We start from the raw sequence: 16,345 nt of genomic DNA on the forward strand, positions 1-16,345 counted from the left end.
CTGAAAAGAAGGTTGCTCTGGTTATAGCAACCCGTGAAACCCTTGTGCTATAAGGGTTTTCACGTATCTTTCTAGCTCTGCTTCCAACACCCGAACCCATAGGGTTCTGCACGATAACAATTCGAGCATATTGTCATAACGATAAGATTTGTTACGACGTTAGGGCAATCCTTCCCACCCCAGCGGCGGGTTATTTGTCCATAGTTCGAACCGCTTTATCTCTTCTGTAAACGTTCGTCCATCCAGCATCGTTCTGCCTTCTGTCGTTAAAGATGCGGTTCTAGCCATGAGTGTGGCATAAGCCGGATATACATCTGTGGCTGTTTTCCTCAGCGGCGTTGGTGTCCGTTCCTCTTCCGAGACTGTAAGCCTTAAAATTTCAGCCGTTGACAATGCCGCTAACCTCAACAGGGTATTTTCTGCCATCTCTTTTGTGGCCGCGTTGACATGCATCTGTCGCTGATTGTCCAGCGTCGCCACTGCCTTAAAACGCCCCCAAGTGAACGGCTGTGCTGCTGTTTTGATTTCATCCCAGGTTAGCCCCCGGCGCGCGTCTGGAATGGCACAGCAAACCTCCTTCGCCCGTGAGCCGTCTGGATTCTTCCAGGGTGGCCGCGATCGTCCCTTGAACAGTAGGACAAGCTTTCGTAGCTGGGGGCGCGCTCGGATGTATTCGTCAACGGGTTGCGAGATGATGCTGCCCATATCTCTGTTGTGCACCAGGCGTTGCTGATTGATCAGCCCCATAACAGCAGGTTCTAGCAACTTTTGAGGCACGTCCTGAAACACTAAAACCTCATCAGACCGGACATCGGGCTTGATTTCTAATGTCTTATCTGGCCCAAATTGCTCCTTCTGCACAACTCTAGTTTGTTGGAAGGCTTCATCCAGTTCCTGGGCGATGATAAACCCGCTTTCCATAAATGAATCCCAGCTTTCCTCTAGCAGGTTTTCAATGAAGGTCTGAACAATGGCGTTGTCGATGTCTTGAACCGCACTATCCATCGTTGCATTGAAGGAGTAGTCCGGCCCGCCTTCAGCCCCCCACTGACGGCGGATAAAGTCGCTGGTTCCCTCCCCAAACACACTCTCTAACAAGTCTCGCGGCGCGGTTTTCAGCAACCTACGAAACTGCATATAGCCGCTAATTAGGAATGAATTAGCCAATGCTCCAGCCGTCTGCCCTAGTGCCGATCGGAGCTGGGGCAACAGTTCCTCTATGCTTTCGGTCGTGACGCTTCCCGCGATTGATTTAGCCAGAAACGAGCCACCAATAACAGGACAGAAAAACCCAATAGAGTAGCCTACGCCGATTCCCGCAGCCCAGCCGATTCCTTGCCCGATCAAACTTCCCCATACGCTAGCAAGGGCTACATTTTGGCTATCCAACATTGATTGAAGCTGTAAATCTGAAGCATTCCAGTTGAACGCTTTAATTTGCTCAAAGCGGCCTGACAGCCACCCCCAGGCGGCTGTCAAGCTAAACTTTGCAATCCCAAAGATTTTTCCAATAAATCCGATAAACGTCTTTGCGGAGTCCCATAGCCAACCGAGAAACCCCCCGTCCTCATCGGTCTGGCTATCAATGCGCGCGATCGGGTTGATTTTCCTGATATCAGGGTTAAGGATCTTTGAATCCCCCAATGAACCCAGGACACCACTGCCAGTGATGCCCTTGCTGCTGTTCCACCGAATTGCTCTTGAGAGTAATTGATTGGGTTTAAGCTCCAGAACCATCAGTCTTCCCCTTCCGTTGGTTCATCCCCTACTGTTTTATCTACAACACTGGGTTGTGGATTGAACGGGGAAGCATTATTAAATCGGGCGTTAGGACTATTGATGTATTGGACAAACGCTTGCCAGCGGCCCTCTAAATCGCTATCGCCATCAGCAAACAATGACTCAATCTGATTCTGTAATCCGCTGATTTGCGAACCATTTCGCATGAACACGGCCTTAATTATTCCAGCGCTAAATGATAAGCGCATTAGATAATTAGCGACGGTTTCTTTATCCTCATTCTCCCAACCAATGATCTGACTATAAGACTCATTCAATAGATTTTGAATAGAGTCGAGATGGCTTGGATCGAAAGCGTAGCCAATAGTTCGCGGCTTAGGGTTTCCTTTGTATCCTAAAAACGCGCTAATTCCCTTGGCATGATCTTGAGTGATCAATGAAGAATTCTTTACTGAGATCAATTCAGCCGCTAAGCGAGTCAGAAAGTTAATTGATAAGTCCGTGTTGCTGGTAGCTGTCTGTGTCAGGCCGTATAACTCAGCCAATGTTTCAGAGATGTTTGGAAGTTCGATTGCTGTTTCTTCCTCTCCATCCTGAAAACTCATCTTGATTGGGAATTGCCCGATCAACGCATCAAACTGCTTGATGAACCAGGCGGTTAGCTCTAACTCTGTCTTCAGTTCCTCCGGTTCGGCTCCATCGGAATAAGCCAATAGGGTAGAGGGTAATTTTGCGGGTAAATCCTGGTATCCCGCCTTAAAGTAGTTCGATGCTCCAACCGCACCGATCAATTGGATCATGTTGTAGATGTCTATCTCTTCCCCTTCTGGGGTAGGGTAGACACTCTCTCCCAGAGTTTTGATCAGCTCATCTGGATTGATTTTGATTTTAGGGAGATCCGCAGGTTCAAAGCCCAAAATTTTATAGATGGGCTTCAACTTCCGATCGATCAATCGGGCGATATCTTCACAACTGCAACATGCCATATCAGGAGGGTTTGGGGGAATAGGTGGAGGTGGGGAAGGTGGGCCGCAAACATAGCCATAGAATGCCCGTGTGCCATCAGCGTAAACATGCGGCTCAACCTTCCCCGCTTGAACCACGCTATAGATCACTGTGATCGGCGCGCGCATGATAAATCGTGGCACCGCTTCATCGTAGAAATAGGTGGGAATGCCGTTAAAGTCCAGACGTTCCCCAGGCGCGTTATAGAACAGCTCGTCATGTGGTTTTCGGTGGCTGGCAACCCCAGGGAATAAAAAGCTGGGGCGGTTGGTAAACACCGCGTCTGTAAAGAATCCTGCTTCCCATTTAAAGATCCGGGTTCGCTGGGTTGTCTGGTTGGTGAACTCGTAAGGGTACTGCCCCAAACCACCACTGACTAAAAAGATGTCGTACCACGGCACACCATCAAAATTGGTATATGAGTATCTGTACTTCAACCCCACGATCGGCCCGTAGGCTGGGATGATGTAATCTCTCAGATCGGTTGTTCCAGTCGGGTTCCATGCATTCAGCGCTGGGCTATCAGGCATTGGTAGCTTTTCATGCGGCAACCGATAAACAGAGTTCCTGACGTAGACGAAATAGCGACAATTGGCGATCCATCCTTCCCCGGTATTGTTCGGCTGGTCAAACTCAACCGGATTCCCCGGCGGTGGCCCGTCTGGAATTGGCGGGATAGGGTTCTCTTTGGGTGGGTCGATACAATTCGCTTTCCGGTAACTGATGCAAACGTTGGGCGTTGCCGCGCCGAATAGCCGCCCCTCGAAGCACAACCAGCATTCACAGTTATTGCAGCCGGCGCTGGTAACTTTGAGCTGAGCTGGAGGATTAATCCCCGGAATCGGCGTAGGGGGAAGCGGTGGTGTCCCTCCACAGAAAGGGGAACTGGGGTAATGTTCGCAATCGGTTGGATCAACTGGGCGATCGGGCGGCGGATCGATTCTGAATCCAGCATCATCCCCCAGCGGCCTGGGTGGTTCCGCATCTGGCCCAACATGGAACGGCCCCACGTCAAAGGTAGGATTCTCGATTGGGTCTTGCCCCCCTGTATCTCCCAGCGATCGCGGATCAGTTGCTGGGCGCGGTGGCCGCCCAGCCCTAACCATCAATCACCCCAACCCGATCGGGTCTGATGAGATAGGGCACGACTAGCGGCCCTCTTTCTTCCCGCCGTCGTGCTGTTGCCTCTAACAGCCGCTCCTGTTGCCGCCCAATGTGGTGCGGTCGATGTCGCCTTACCCCTCTAATTTGGGCTTGAGAGAATCGATCTCGATCGGGCCTGGATGAATAACGCATTTAACAGGATGAACAAAACAATAGTTTTCTAGGGAGTCAATCGATTGAGATATCAGCCATTTATGCAAGTCTGTTGCATGGGAGAAACAGGCGGCTATCTGCCAATCGTCAACAGTAAACCCTAGTTTAGCTATAACATCTGAAAGAATGATATCGGTTGCTGCTAATGGCTCATTCTGCAATATTTCTTCAGCCTGTCGATAATGATCAGCAAAGCGCTGATAACCATAGGAAGTCTGTTTATAAATTTCACTTTCAAGTAGTTTAGATTCTAATATCAGTTTGGCGGCGTTTCGGCTGAAACCCATTGCCCCACCCTGATAGTAAGGGCGCTTCCCCCCTTGATAGCGCGCGAATACATCCGCATCCGGTAAGGTTTCAAGCCGACGTAGGATTACAGTATCCGGCTCAATTCTAATCAGGAATTCTGCCCTGGATAGCTTCAAAAATAATTGAAGCATTGTGATAGACCATAGCCCCCCATAGTTTAAGGTCTTGATTCGATCGCCTTGAACATACTGGGTTTTATTCTCAATACAAAACCGCTCAAACGTGGCATCTAAAACCCCGTCTGAGCGGCAAATGATATCTGAGCTTTGATAGTGGTTTCTCAAAGCTACTATAGTTCGCTTGGCTAGTAGCTGATCATGGTAGGTTCCCAAATAAAAGCAAATGTTATGCATTGACGATTCTTAAACGGCCTAAAGAGAAGGGTTCCAGGATTCGCACCGAGCGAATGTTGCTGTAATATTCCCCGTTCATCCCTTTGAAGTCGTTTGCCATTTCGATCACTTCGGCGGCTGATGTCGGCTGGCTTCCAACTAATTCCAGCCGTTGGTCATGCAATGGTTTGTCGCTGCCCCCGTAGGCATCTTCCCCGCTAATGAGAAACGTAAAAATTCCTGCTCCCATCTGGGTGATCTGTTCTGTGAAGTTGATCGGTGCGCCGACACCCCAGTCATCGCCCCCAATCCAGATGTTGACTAATTCTGAAGACAAGGCAATATTGCTCAAACTGGCGTTAGAAAGGGGATGCCAGTACAGCCCGATCGATGTGATTGTGTTTGGGCTGTTTGCGGCATAGGGCGCGGTTTCTAGTGCCCAATCAAAAATCTGAGGATAGCAAGGACTCCAGGCCCCCGCCGTCGTTCCCGTTCCGATAAATAAAACCCCATTATGGAATCGTGTTTGCCCCACAAAACTGGGCGCGGTGGGCGGTGCGCCCAGCGTTAATTTTGTTTCGTGGAGATCAGCTCCAGACAATTCTGAATGTTTAGGCACTTGTAACCAGTTCCCCCGCGTTGTTGGTGATCACCTGTCCAGCTTCATCTGTAACAACATTTCCTGTGGCTGTCGAGCCACCGCTGCCGCCGCCGCCAAACACATTAACGATTAAGCTGGGGGCTGTGTTTTCGGCTTCCTCCACCGAACTTCCAAAAATCGAGACTGAATCTGTCCCTGTGAGCAGACCGTATCCAACCCCCCGAACCTGAACCGATAAAACGGCATCTGAAGCTATATCGCAAGCGGCGGCATCTGTTAAATAGTACAGAATGTCTATGTTGTAATAGGGACGGCGATTATAAAGACTAATTGAGCCGATTCTCAACGGCTCAGAATCGGACGATCTGAGAAATAGATCCATCATTTTCTTAGGTGCCCCGGCATCAAGTTGCCGTAGCAGGGTGTTCAATTCACCGTCGCTCATCCCCGGCTCGCGCGCGGGGAATTCAACGGGCGAAACACTACTTATATCAACCGCAATTCTTAGTGACGTAATAAAGCCTGAATAGCGCACATCTGGCTTAAGACTTTGAGTGTTTAAAGTTCCAGGTTGATAAAGGTCTATCAACTGATTTGTTGCAGTCGCATCCAGCCGCTTCAAAATGTTGACGTTGCGAAAGAATCCATTACTAGTCCAACTCATGCAAACCCGCTACTCTTATTCATTCAAACCGTTGTAGCGTACATTCCTTGTTTTTGATGCGATCGCCATCAAGCGACGCTCAACTAAATGCGCGACCTGGTAGAGGTAGGCCGCGCAAACTAGCCAAGAAATGCCCAATAAGCCCATAAATCCATCTTCATTCCCGTGAATGATGGATGCCGTGGGTGAAAAATCAATATTAAAAAAGCGGTAAGTTACGGTTGCTATGCCAATCATAGAAAGTGTGGAAACAGACATCACTAGCCAGCTTTGTAACCCTTCCCACCAACTAATTAAACCAGGTAAAAATCCTTTAACTTTTCCTATTTCTGGCGATTGCAGCTTAGGAGCCATCTTCCCAATTCCTAAATGAATGAAGTGGTGAAATAGAGCAATCACTGGGATGGGAGACAGTAGCGCAACAACCCCAAATAGGATGAATGGTTCAGGGCTATCAGCAAACTCAGAAAAGTTAAATCCAACGTCAAAAAGCTTGTCTGAAATGTAGCTGGTTGCAACCGTTAAAAATAGCAGTAGAACAGCATTGAGCCATGAGCTAGGGAAGGGAAACCATGTAGGAAACTTCATGTTAGTCTCGCAATAGAAAACTACTAAGCCATCCAACAGGTTTGTTAGATGGCTTTTTCTAAAGTGCCCAGTCCTATGGATATGAAAAACCCTGATGCGATCGCACCAGGGCTTACTTGAGTGGGATGTAATTGGGAGTTAGACAACAACCAGTGCAGGTTCTTGCTTACACCAGCAGATTACAACGTCCTTGAATGACTGTGGAGCTGATGCTGATACCAATTCAAAGGACTGGAAGTATTTCAGCGTCCAATCTTCAAAGATGTTATTTAACGGAATGTTGAGCGGTGTTTCTACTGCTATCCCGTAACGGTTTGTTCCATCTTCATTAAGCGCCAAGGTGCCGTTGGTCAGCGCTGGGATGTAGAGGACTTGAGGTTGACCCCCACTCCAATCAGGTCTTTGTGGAACGGCTCCATCAGGAGTGCAGATGGCGATATGAACTGCTTTAGTTGCACCAGGCGTTGATTGAAGCGCTTGATAGGTTTGAACCTGAGCGATCGTCCACTGATTACCATTCAGATGATGGTTAGTTCCCAGTTCTGGCGGTTGTTCTGAAAACTGAAAAATATAGTCCTCAAACGAACCAATAGGCTCATCATCTGGGATGTCTTCAGCCTTCACGTCTGGAGGAAGTTGCCCCGGCGGGTAGACCAGAACAAATTTTACAAGATGGGTTGTTGTCATAACTAACTCCTGTAGGTTCTAACTTGGCAAACGTAACTACGACCGCGATTGTGAACAACTCCGACGTAGACCACCCCGTTTTGCTGAGCAAACTCCTGACATTTGCTGATGGCTTCGCTGATGCTTCCAGCCCAAATAGTCTCTTCCCATTGTTCGGTTGAGCCTTCTGGGTTTTCAAGGTGGCCTGGCTCTCCATCGTGAGGGAAGTGCTGGGTAACACCTGATTGGGTCACTGCCCAATAGTAAACCCCTCCGAGTAGTACAACTGTAGCAGTGCAGGCAGCATTAGAAAAACAAGCTTGCACGGCTGGATTTACTGTCTGCGCTTCTACCTTCTTTGGCAGAGAGACGGCAACCAAAATAGTAGTTAGGGCGATCGCCCCAGTTTGTCTCAACATGGTTTGAATCGCCTCAATTGCTGAGAGTATAGGATGTGGCCGTTTTGCCCTGGTACTCGATCGCAAGCCACCGAGTTGTTCCGCCGATTCTGTAATAGTCTTTGTGTTCGTCTCTTTTGTTTGGTAACCCAAATCTGTCCTTGATGGACTCATATTGCTGAGGGAAAGCCAAATGAAGGATGGCGTTAATCTCCTCTGGATTCAGTTCGCCCAACCCGCCGTAAGATTGGGCATTTAAAGGTGGCTCTGTCCAACTCCCGAATGGGGCATGAGAGCCGGATGCCTGGGCTGGTGCGGTGTATGTGTAGTAAGACTCAGGGCAGCCTGTTATCAGGCCAGAGAGAGCGATCGCCCCTACCAGACAGAGACTCCGATAAACGGATTTGTCAACCTTTTGCCAGTCGCCGTTGTCGTCTTCGCTGTACCAGTCCTGGTTGCTGCTGCCGTCGCCCGGATCGGGTTTGGGGTTCCGGTGCCCCGATTCCTGAATGCGCTGTTGTTGCTGTGCTTGCAAATCGCAGTCGTTAGGAACGTCAGCACCAAGACCAGCATTAATCCGGCGTTTGAAAAATGTCATGATTGAATTGCTCCTTGTGTTTCTAAAGGGAGTAATGCTGCCGGGGACGGGGTGAGATCTGTTCCCCGGCAGATCCTCATCACTGATTGTTGAGATGTTGTTTTCTGAGTTGGTTGTAGACCTCCAGTTCTGATTGAGTTTCAAGCTTGAATCGTTGGATGCCGCGCACCGCACCACGGGCTTTATGCAAGTCCACTTCAGCCTGTGAGAAATTGGCATCCACATCGGCAATTTGCCCTACGAACTCGTTAAGCTGTTCCAGCTCGTCAGCTAAGCGCTGCTGTAACTCGTTCCCTTTGGATTGCAGCATCGCTAATGCGCCTCCGACCTGGTCGGGCATCAATTCAGCGTCAATCACACCAGCAGAAGCCCACTCATGGGAGTAACGACTTTTAGCGGATTGAACCCACTGTTCAGGGCTTTGCCCATCACGCTTAACGTTCTCAGCAAAGTCCTCAAACAGCGTGCGAGCCAGTTCTGTAAACCCTTGTTTGGTTTTGAGCAGAGGCTCTGGAGCTACTTTGGTAAGCCATGAGAACCATCGGGTTCTGATGGTGACTTCCTTAATTCCCAAGTCTTCATGCTCAATCGCAATTTGTTGGGCGCTGTAATGTGCGGATGGTGTGCGAGTGTTGTGCTCTGATACGTGCTCCATATGTACTAGTCCTGCTTAGAGAATGGCTCAAAGCCTTACAAATCAGGTGTTCAAGGTTTGTGCTGTTGCCGTGCAGACTGTGTGCGTTTGAATGTGCGCCAAGTGTGCGTTAAACCTCCTTTAAAGGAATGGAGCCGGGGTTGAGTGCCCCGGCTAAAGCTGAATTAAGTTACATCGACACCTCCTGAACCTTGAAGCTGCATCCGGTTTCCCGGTGTCATATCGTCTGGAAAGTTTTCAAGGGTCAACCCGTATGGCTTCAGCTCCCTCAACAAAACTCTTATTTGCCCAATAGTGAAAGTAGGCGGCGTTTTGCCGCGCTCCCACCTGCTCACTGTGGTAATAGAGACACCGAGCAAACCAGCGAATTCTTGTTGAGATAAACCTAGAAGCTCACGAATTGCTTTCAAGGGGGATTCTTCCTCCTCCAACGGTTTGTGTTTTATCATAGCAAAGTGGCGTGCCAAAGTGGCGTGCCAGTATGGCATAATCAAGGACAAACAAACGGGCAACGGACTGCAAACGCTTTCCGCCGCTCATTTGTAGCGGTACAGGGTGCATTGACCAGATGACCTGTACCGCATACCCAATCATCTGACACATGCGTAGGTCAAAAACAGAAGTACATCCGCTTTTGACATGCGCTCACAAAAGAAGAGAGGTGAAACACACAATATTCACAAACAAAAAGGGCAATCCTCGGTCGAGGGCTGCCCTTAGCTCTAAATTCTGATTTCCATTAGCAGAAGGATTCTATATGCAATCAACCCAGCAAAATGCACTAGCCAAGCTTACGGATCAGTATGGCGATCGGTTGGAGAGTTTGACCAAATCACAAAAGTTTTACCTATTAGAAGAAATCGCCATTCTTCTAGCTAGCAATAACTTTGATTTGAATGCCAGCAATCAAGCGGCTGAGGATGCTTTCCACCTTCTTCAGGAAGCGCCGGATGAAACCCTCTTGGAAGTGATGGGGGCGATCGTCGCTCAGCTTCGTGAGGTAACACGATGAAAATTAAACGAGTTATTTACTCAGCTCTGTTCAATATTGGCGACTACGAAAACGAGAAAATTGGCTTCGAGGTTGAGTTAGAGGAAGGGGAATCCGCAGATGATGCGATCGCCATGCTGCGAGATAAGGCCGTTACAGCCGCTCAACCCGATAGCAATAAGGTTTGGCGTGAACGGTCTCGTCTCCAGGTGGAGCTGCGGGAGTTAGAACAAAAACTAACCGAAGCGCGATCGAAGTGGGCTGCAACGGCTGAATTTCTAACCAAACAAGGCATCAAAACCGATGTGCAGCCATTTCCAGAACTGGTCAATCTTCTACCTGCTGTTGAGAACGAATCCACAGAGGTTATAGACGCTACACCTTTCTAAACAAGAGGCCATCTCTTCGGCTAAAGAGATGGCCTTCATAGTTTTGCCTGTGTATTGCGGACACAGGCTGTATCAGAGTGCCCAATAGTGGAGAATTGCACCGATGTCTTCTGATGATTTCAACTATACCCCAGCCACTCAAGAAGAATGGCAACAACTTGTAGCAGAAGAAAAACGATGGATAGAACAGAGCAGCTCTGATGCAGCTCGTTCATACAATGCTGTGTTTTCGCCCCCGGATGCGCTTAGAGAACAGGCCGATCGCGACCTGGAGGACGACATTCTTAAGGCCGTCACCGGTAGCCGGTTCCTGAAAGCAAACCTCTCCCAAATTGCTAAATACAACGCTGTCCCGGTCGAGCTTGTCGAGTCTATCGCACAGCAGCTCACCCAAAAACACCTCGGTCAAGATCTTGAATATCTCGAATACGACTCCATCGTTAAGCAAATCGAGCAAATCGAGCAGATTCAAGATGCAGGACTTAGAGAATGGAAGCTGCAAGTCTTGGCGCGACGGGCAAAGCGCACCTCACGGCAACTGATGGAGGTCTATAACAAAGCGCTCTGCCAGCAGCAATTCTTCCAACCTAAACACATCTCTGAATTTCAAACCCAACATCAGCAAGAGGTGGAATGGTTGGTGCAGGGTTGGATTCCCAAAGGCATTACCCTCTTGCTGCACGCCGAAGGCGGCGTAGGGAAAACACTGTTTCTCTATGAGATGATGGCCGCCATCCTCCAGGGCAAGCCCTGGAACGGCTACCCGGTCACGCAAAGCAACGTGTTGCTGATCCAGGTGGATGAGCCAGAGATGATTACCGCCGAGCGCATCGACATTCGCGGCATTCCCAGCAACGCGCCTCTGTGGATTGAATCCGGCTGGAAGGTAGAGGCGATCGCCCACTTCGAAGCATGGTGCGCCAAGATGCCGCCGGGAAGCACCATCATCATCGACTCGCTAACAGCCATCAACCGTAGCTGCATCTTTAGCGAGAACGACACCGAATATGCCCGCCCGCTGCTGCAAATCAACGACATTCGCAAACGCTACGGGCATAACGTTTTCATCATTCACCACAGCAACGGGGAAGGGAACGCCCGTGGTAGCCGCGCCATCCATAACTCTGTCGATGCGGTTTGGAGCATGACAGTGGGTGCCGAGTCGCCATCTGAACGACTGATGCGAGTGCAGAAGACGCGGATGGGCTTGCCCCCAGGCCGCTATAAATTCGTGTTTGATGCCGAGGACTTCACCTTCCGATATCTGGGTGAGGACGGGGAAGAGGAAAACGCAGAGGCCACAGCCACTCAAGCCGGAAGAATCAGACTGTGGCTCTCAGACGACAATCAGCGCGGCATAGCCTACGCCCCTGCCGAAATTAGCGAGTATCTCAACTTAGGGAAGGAGGCGACTCGTCGAGCCTTACGGGAGTTATGGGCAAAAGGGCTGATTAGGCGAGAGAGAATACCAGGTACTCCTTATTACCTCTACTCTGTTCAAGATACTGACTACCGATCAGGCGATCAGAGTGAGTCGGAAGTCCGATCGCCTAGTCCGATCGCCTCTAAACCACCGAATAGCAATGGTTTTGAGCAAAGCGATCAGGCGATCGGGCAAAAAACAGAAAATAAATTTGTTGAAAAACCCAAAACAGTCCGATCGCCTGATCGCTTTGAGGACAAACCCGCATTGCAACTAGGGTTTGAAGGCGATCGGGCAAGCGACCGGGAAAGCGATCGGGCGATCGCTATTGAGAATGAGCAAAATTTAGCGGTGGGCGATTTAGTCATCGCGATCGGTTCGGCTACCTGGTTGAGAAGCGGCAGCGATAAGTTGCCCTGGAAAGAAGTGCCCAAATCGAAACGCTCTGATCCACAGATTCCGATCAACTGCTTGGGTGAGCCACTGTTTCGAGAGTTGATGGACGGGGGCAAAATTATCGATGTCTCCCGCGATCGTGAACGGGTGAAGGTTCGCAATCAGCAGACAGGCCGAACCAGCATCTTTCCCGCTACTGATGTGAGAGTTCTAAAGAGGGGCGATCGCCTATGACACGGAATGAGAGGTGCCCGCAATGCGGTTCTACCGACATCTGTTGGGATGGCGTAGCGTTTCTGTGGCTCTGCCTCAATCAGTCCTGTTTGTATGACTGGCCTGACTGGGATATGGGCGATCCAGATGATGTGGAGGACATGATTGATGGCTGAAAAACGGAAGCCATCATCGGATGACTTTGTACCGTCCAAAGTCATCCTTCAAAAACTGCACATATCGAGGCACACACTGCAACGACTGAGGGAACAGCAAGTGCTGCAAAATGGCAAACACTGGATAGACATCAACCCTTACTCTGCACCGCGCTATCGCTATCACCTGGAAAACTGTAAAGCACGGCTTGCAGAGTTGCGGCAAGAAAACGAGAGGCATCGGCACTAAACTTCAGGTGGCCGGGGGCGATCGCCTCTCAGCATCAGTACGTCAAAGGCACGCTGATGCGTCTCCGCTGTGATCCAGTGGTGGTAGATGCGTTCGTGAACGGTTACGCTGTGCCCCATTTGCTTTGCCGCGTGGGAGTCTGGCAGCCCAAATTCGAGCGTTCTAACTGCCCATCGATGCCGCAAATCGTAGGGGCTGAAGGGCACTTCGTAACGGCTAAATTGAGTCGTTACACGATGCCCGTAGGCTTCATGACTCCCGCTCTCGCCTGGTGGGAGTTGCCCATCTCTTAGCCCAAACAGTTCTACCCACTCTGGATAAAAAGCCCAAACCAAATGCTTACAGGATTTGCTGGACTGCACTTCTATCCAATATTTTCCCTGCTTCAATGGTTCAACATCGAGAAAGAAAGCCTCATGATTCCGTAGCCCAAAGGTAGCCAGTAGCCCATAGACATATTGCCACCGTGAATTAGGGATTCTATGGAACCATTCTGCAACTTGCTGATCAGTGGGCAGTGTACGCGGGTCTACCTCCGTATATGAATAGTTACCTTTTAAGGGCTTCACATTTAGTTCAATCCCGGCAAACTCTGCCAACCGTGAAAGGCTAGTACAGTAACGTTTTCGGTTGCGAGTATTGTTAGGGACTTTGGCGATCGCCTCCAATAGCAGCTCACGAGTAAGCAACTGCTCTTGAGGTAGCCGACTGAAAACTTGCTTGTACTCAGTTCTCCACGTCGTAGCATTGACCGTAGGTTTCACTTCAGCCTCAAACTTTGCCAGCCAATCACCAGTTAAATCGGAGGAAGTTTCCCCGGTTTTGAGATATTGGCTCCAATCAAACTCACCGCAGTCCTTCAATGCACCAATCTTTCTCGCTTCCTGCTCTGCCATCTGCACACCTCTCGGATGTGCCCCAATACCTAAAGCAATCCGCTGCTGGTGTGGTTGTGGTTTACTACTACCTGGTTTTGGTGGGAGTGTGGCTTGCAAGTAAAGCTTTTCTCCCATCTGCTCAATACGGACTCCCACCCGATGAGCCTTTAGCCGTCCGTTGGCCTGTGCCAGTTTTCCAGTAATATCCATTTGCTTAAATCTTGCCTAAAAAAATAGCCTCAACTATCGACAACTAGCAACAACTAGCGACAATAGGCAAATATGCTCTAACAGCAAAACCCTTGATTTCTCAAGGGTTTTAAGCAATTTTTAATCATGGAAAGATGCCAGGAGGCGGACTTGAACCGCCGACACGAGGATTTTCAGTCCTCTGCTCTACCGACTGAGCTATCCCGGCAAACCGCGCGTTCAGCGCTTAATTAAGCTAGCAAACTCTATGCAACCTTGGCAAGTAGTTGGCGAAAATTAAATTTGACGTCAGGACGTTACCGTTCTTTTGAAAGACTGAGTACCGCCCTGACAGTGATTATTCATCGACCGGGCGCAACCGAGTGACCTTCAGGTTGAAGGTGCCTAGCCCCTGTCCGGCATACGGCCGAACGCGCAGGATGTAGCTGCCAGGACGGGTGATTCGAGCAAAGAGTAGGGAGTTCGTTGTACCATCGGGACCGTCGTCATTCTCACCCAGGGTGGAACCGTCTGGGGCAATCAAGGTGATGATCGTATCAAACTCATCAGAAATCAGATCAATGACGACATGATCGCCCTCGTTGAATGTGGTCAGATAATCACGGGCAAAGCCACCAAACCCCGTGGGAATATCTTTCTCTGATAGGGTATCTGTCACCTCATTAGCAGCGGGCATCGGCATCGGGTTATACATCGGTGTAGACGATCGCTGCGTTGGGGGTTGCTGTGCTACCGATTCTTGAGCGCTAACGGTGGCAGCACTAAAACCGAGCGCACATACTGTGGCTGAAACCACAAACGGAAGCCGTAATCTGGAAATCAAACGCTTGCTCATGAGCGTGCAATACCCCGTCAGTAAGTACTAGAACTCGTCAATTATGCATCATTTTCCTCTGGAAGTCTCACTGAAGAGCATTTCCATTCTGTTTCTGGTCTTTGAAGCTAGCTAAATGCCCAAGCGGCTAGAGAGGTTGCAACGTCAATTGTGCCGGGAAGGGTTGTTAATGACCTTCACCCTAGAGTTTGCCTGCTTCCTCCAGGCTTGAAGTTCATATGCTTTGCAAATAGCGCGTCCAGCACAAACCAGCGATGATGGCTTAATTGAATTAAGATTAAGAAATATTGCACTTTGGAGGCGAAAATGGCTCCTAACGTTGAGATTTACACCTGGAGTACCTGCCCATTTTGCATCCGAGCTAAAGCGCTTCTGGATCGCAAAGGGGTTCACTATACCGAATATGTGATTGATGGTGACGAAGCGGCGCGAGCCGATATGGCTGAACGAGCAAACGGTCGCCGTTCTGTGCCTCAAATTTTCATCAACGACCAGCATGTCGGTGGCTGTGATGATCTGCATGCGCTGAACTCGCAGGGTAAGCTAGATCAGCTTTTGCAAACGGCATAGGGCTACAACACACAAAGTAGAAGGCGATCGCTTGAGGATAGTTTGGTGAGATTTGCATTTATCATCGACCCGATTCAGAAGCTAGATCCGGGTCATGACACCAGTGTGGCGCTAATGGAAGCGGCTCAAACACTGGGACATGACGTTTGGATTACCGAGGCAGACCAGTTGAGCGTGGCTTCCGGTAAAGCCTATGCTGAACTCAGGCAGGTCGAATTAACGCCCGTCAAGCTAGTGGATGGGCGCTGGGTTGCTGAATTGGCCTGGTATCAACTGAGCGATCGCCATCTCCTCTGTTTAGAAGAGATGGATGCTGTTTTCATGCGTACCGATCCGCCAGTAAACGTGCCCTATCTGTATGCCACCTACATTCTGGACTATGTTGATCCGGCTCGAACGCTGGTCTTGAACTCGCCGCAGGGGTTACGAGCGGCTAACGAAAAGATGTATGCCCTGCAATTTAAGGATGTCATTCCTGAAACGATTGTTAGCCAGGACAAAAAGGTGATTCGGCAGTTTGTTGAGCGAGTAGGCGCTGCCGTAATCAAACCTCTGGGTGGCAAAGGCGGCGAGGGAATTTTGTTTATCGAACCGGGCGATCGCAACTTCAATTCGTTAATTGAGATCAGCACGCTGCAAAACAAAAGCCCGATTATGGTGCAAGAGTTTTTGCCTGCGGCTAAGGAAGGCGATAAACGCATCATTTTGCTCAACGGCGAACCGGTTGGAGCCGTCAACCGCATTCCGACGGGCAGCGAGTTTCGTGGCAACATGGCGGTCGGTGGGCGCGTCGCAGCGGCAGAGATCACAGAGCGCGATCGCTACATTTGCAGCCAGGTTGCTCCGGCTCTGAAGCGAGACGGCCTGTTTTTTGTTGGCATTGATGTGATTGGGGGCTACTTAACCGAAGTCAACGTCACCAGCCCAACCGGAATCCGGGAAATTGACCGTTTGAACACGGTTCGTTTGGGTGAGCAGGTGATTCAGTGGGTAACCCAACTACCGCACCAATCCAGTGCTGCTTCATAAACTAAAGAGATGGTCAAACCAAAGAGAGCGTTGAACTCGTATCTCTAACTACAATTTTGCTGGTTAGGTTTTAGTAGGTTCAAGCTGGGAAATGCATTAGTTCACCTGATTGCACACCTGCTTATCCTGAGTT

Annotated in this window: 20 protein-coding genes and 1 tRNA gene; 7 read left to right on the forward strand and 14 right to left on the reverse strand. The window is 49.7% G+C overall.

Going from position 1 to position 16,345, the window contains the following annotated elements; all coding sequences use genetic code 11:
• Nucleotides 1-159: 159 nt before the first annotated feature.
• The 11 genes from IQ268_RS11105 to IQ268_RS11155 all read right to left on the reverse strand — a co-directional run bounded on the left by IQ268_RS11105 (nt 160) and on the right by IQ268_RS11155 (nt 9,322).
• Nucleotides 160-1,737 (reverse strand): hypothetical protein, encoded by a 1,578-nt coding sequence (locus tag IQ268_RS11105; protein WP_193878473.1) that lies wholly within the window; start codon nt 1,735-1,737, stop codon nt 160-162.
• The gene (locus tag IQ268_RS11110; protein WP_193878475.1) at nt 1,737-3,851 is read right to left on the reverse strand and encodes a hypothetical protein; all 2,115 of its coding nucleotides are present in this window, start codon (nt 3,849-3,851) and stop codon (nt 1,737-1,739) included. Before IQ268_RS11110 ends, IQ268_RS11105 begins: the two co-directional genes overlap by 1 nt.
• A 129-nt stretch (nt 3,852-3,980) precedes the next feature.
• Nucleotides 3,981-4,655 carry a hypothetical protein gene (locus tag IQ268_RS11115; RefSeq protein ID WP_193878477.1) on the reverse strand — a complete coding sequence of 225 codons (675 nt, stop codon included), beginning with the start codon at nt 4,653-4,655 and terminating at the stop codon, nt 3,981-3,983.
• A gap of 61 nt (nt 4,656-4,716) precedes the next feature.
• Nucleotides 4,717-5,322, reverse strand: a complete 606-nt coding sequence (locus IQ268_RS11120) for a hypothetical protein (protein WP_193878479.1) — start codon at nt 5,320-5,322, stop codon at nt 4,717-4,719.
• On the reverse strand, nt 5,315-5,968 hold the full coding sequence (locus IQ268_RS11125; RefSeq protein ID WP_193878481.1) for a hypothetical protein: 654 nt from the start codon (nt 5,966-5,968) through the stop codon (nt 5,315-5,317). Before IQ268_RS11125 ends, IQ268_RS11120 begins: the two co-directional genes overlap by 8 nt.
• A 15-nt stretch (nt 5,969-5,983) precedes the next feature.
• On the reverse strand, nt 5,984-6,592 hold the full coding sequence (locus IQ268_RS11130) for a hypothetical protein (RefSeq protein ID WP_228035264.1): 609 nt from the start codon (nt 6,590-6,592) through the stop codon (nt 5,984-5,986).
• Nucleotides 6,593-6,694: 102 nt separating this feature from the next.
• Nucleotides 6,695-7,243 (reverse strand): hypothetical protein, encoded by a 549-nt coding sequence (locus IQ268_RS11135; RefSeq protein WP_193878485.1) that lies wholly within the window; start codon nt 7,241-7,243, stop codon nt 6,695-6,697.
• A gap of 2 nt (nt 7,244-7,245) precedes the next feature.
• The gene (locus IQ268_RS11140) at nt 7,246-7,641 is read right to left on the reverse strand and encodes a hypothetical protein (RefSeq protein WP_193878487.1); all 396 of its coding nucleotides are present in this window, start codon (nt 7,639-7,641) and stop codon (nt 7,246-7,248) included.
• A gap of 13 nt (nt 7,642-7,654) precedes the next feature.
• Nucleotides 7,655-8,218 carry a hypothetical protein gene (locus tag IQ268_RS11145; RefSeq protein ID WP_193878489.1) on the reverse strand — a complete coding sequence of 188 codons (564 nt, stop codon included), beginning with the start codon at nt 8,216-8,218 and terminating at the stop codon, nt 7,655-7,657.
• A gap of 79 nt (nt 8,219-8,297) precedes the next feature.
• Nucleotides 8,298-8,873 carry a hypothetical protein gene (locus tag IQ268_RS11150; protein ID WP_193878491.1) on the reverse strand — a complete coding sequence of 192 codons (576 nt, stop codon included), beginning with the start codon at nt 8,871-8,873 and terminating at the stop codon, nt 8,298-8,300.
• 164 nt (nt 8,874-9,037) lie between these two features.
• The gene (locus tag IQ268_RS11155; RefSeq protein ID WP_193878493.1) at nt 9,038-9,322 is read right to left on the reverse strand and encodes a DNA-binding transcriptional regulator; all 285 of its coding nucleotides are present in this window, start codon (nt 9,320-9,322) and stop codon (nt 9,038-9,040) included.
• 308 nt (nt 9,323-9,630) lie between these two features.
• Here IQ268_RS11155 and IQ268_RS11160 point away from each other — a divergent pair, with 308 nt between their 5' ends.
• The 5 genes from IQ268_RS11160 to IQ268_RS11180 all read left to right on the forward strand — a co-directional run bounded on the left by IQ268_RS11160 (nt 9,631) and on the right by IQ268_RS11180 (nt 12,690).
• Complete coding sequence (locus tag IQ268_RS11160) at nt 9,631-9,885, forward strand: hypothetical protein (protein WP_193878495.1); 255 nt, start codon at nt 9,631-9,633, stop codon at nt 9,883-9,885.
• Nucleotides 9,882-10,253 carry a hypothetical protein gene (locus IQ268_RS11165; protein WP_193878497.1) on the forward strand — a complete coding sequence of 124 codons (372 nt, stop codon included), beginning with the start codon at nt 9,882-9,884 and terminating at the stop codon, nt 10,251-10,253. The genes IQ268_RS11160 and IQ268_RS11165 overlap by 4 nt, the downstream gene beginning before the upstream one ends.
• Nucleotides 10,254-10,356: 103 nt before the next feature.
• The gene (locus IQ268_RS11170; protein ID WP_193878500.1) at nt 10,357-12,306 is read left to right on the forward strand and encodes an AAA family ATPase; all 1,950 of its coding nucleotides are present in this window, start codon (nt 10,357-10,359) and stop codon (nt 12,304-12,306) included.
• Complete coding sequence (locus tag IQ268_RS11175; RefSeq protein ID WP_193878502.1) at nt 12,303-12,461, forward strand: hypothetical protein; 159 nt, start codon at nt 12,303-12,305, stop codon at nt 12,459-12,461. Before IQ268_RS11170 ends, IQ268_RS11175 begins: the two co-directional genes overlap by 4 nt.
• A complete protein-coding gene (locus IQ268_RS11180; protein WP_193878504.1) occupies nt 12,454-12,690 on the forward strand; it encodes a hypothetical protein in 237 nt (78 codons plus the stop codon). Before IQ268_RS11175 ends, IQ268_RS11180 begins: the two co-directional genes overlap by 8 nt.
• On the opposite strand, the gene IQ268_RS11185 is transcribed toward IQ268_RS11180, so the two are convergent.
• The 3 genes from IQ268_RS11185 to IQ268_RS11195 form a co-directional block, all read right to left on the reverse strand.
• Nucleotides 12,687-13,778, reverse strand: coding sequence for a site-specific integrase (locus tag IQ268_RS11185; RefSeq protein ID WP_193878506.1), 1,092 nt, complete (start codon nt 13,776-13,778; stop codon nt 12,687-12,689). The two genes, IQ268_RS11180 and IQ268_RS11185, sit on opposite strands and share 4 nt — an antisense overlap.
• 135 nt (nt 13,779-13,913) lie before the next feature.
• Nucleotides 13,914-13,986 (reverse strand) — tRNA-Phe (locus IQ268_RS11190).
• Nucleotides 13,987-14,115: 129 nt separating this feature from the next.
• Nucleotides 14,116-14,613, reverse strand: coding sequence for a pre-peptidase (locus IQ268_RS11195; RefSeq protein ID WP_193878508.1), 498 nt, complete (start codon nt 14,611-14,613; stop codon nt 14,116-14,118).
• A 306-nt stretch (nt 14,614-14,919) separates the two neighbouring features.
• Here IQ268_RS11195 and grxC point away from each other — a divergent pair, with 306 nt between their 5' ends.
• Nucleotides 14,920-15,183, forward strand: coding sequence for a glutaredoxin 3 (grxC, locus tag IQ268_RS11200; protein ID WP_193878516.1), 264 nt, complete (start codon nt 14,920-14,922; stop codon nt 15,181-15,183).
• Between the two features lie 45 nt (nt 15,184-15,228).
• Nucleotides 15,229-16,212, forward strand: coding sequence for a glutathione synthase (gene gshB, locus IQ268_RS11205; protein ID WP_193878518.1), 984 nt, complete (start codon nt 15,229-15,231; stop codon nt 16,210-16,212).
• Nucleotides 16,213-16,345: the final 133 nt, after the last annotated feature.

Origin of the sequence: Oculatella sp. LEGE 06141, from assembly GCF_015207605.1 — a bacterium.
Lineage (GTDB): Bacteria > Cyanobacteriota > Cyanobacteriia > Elainellales > Elainellaceae > Oculatella.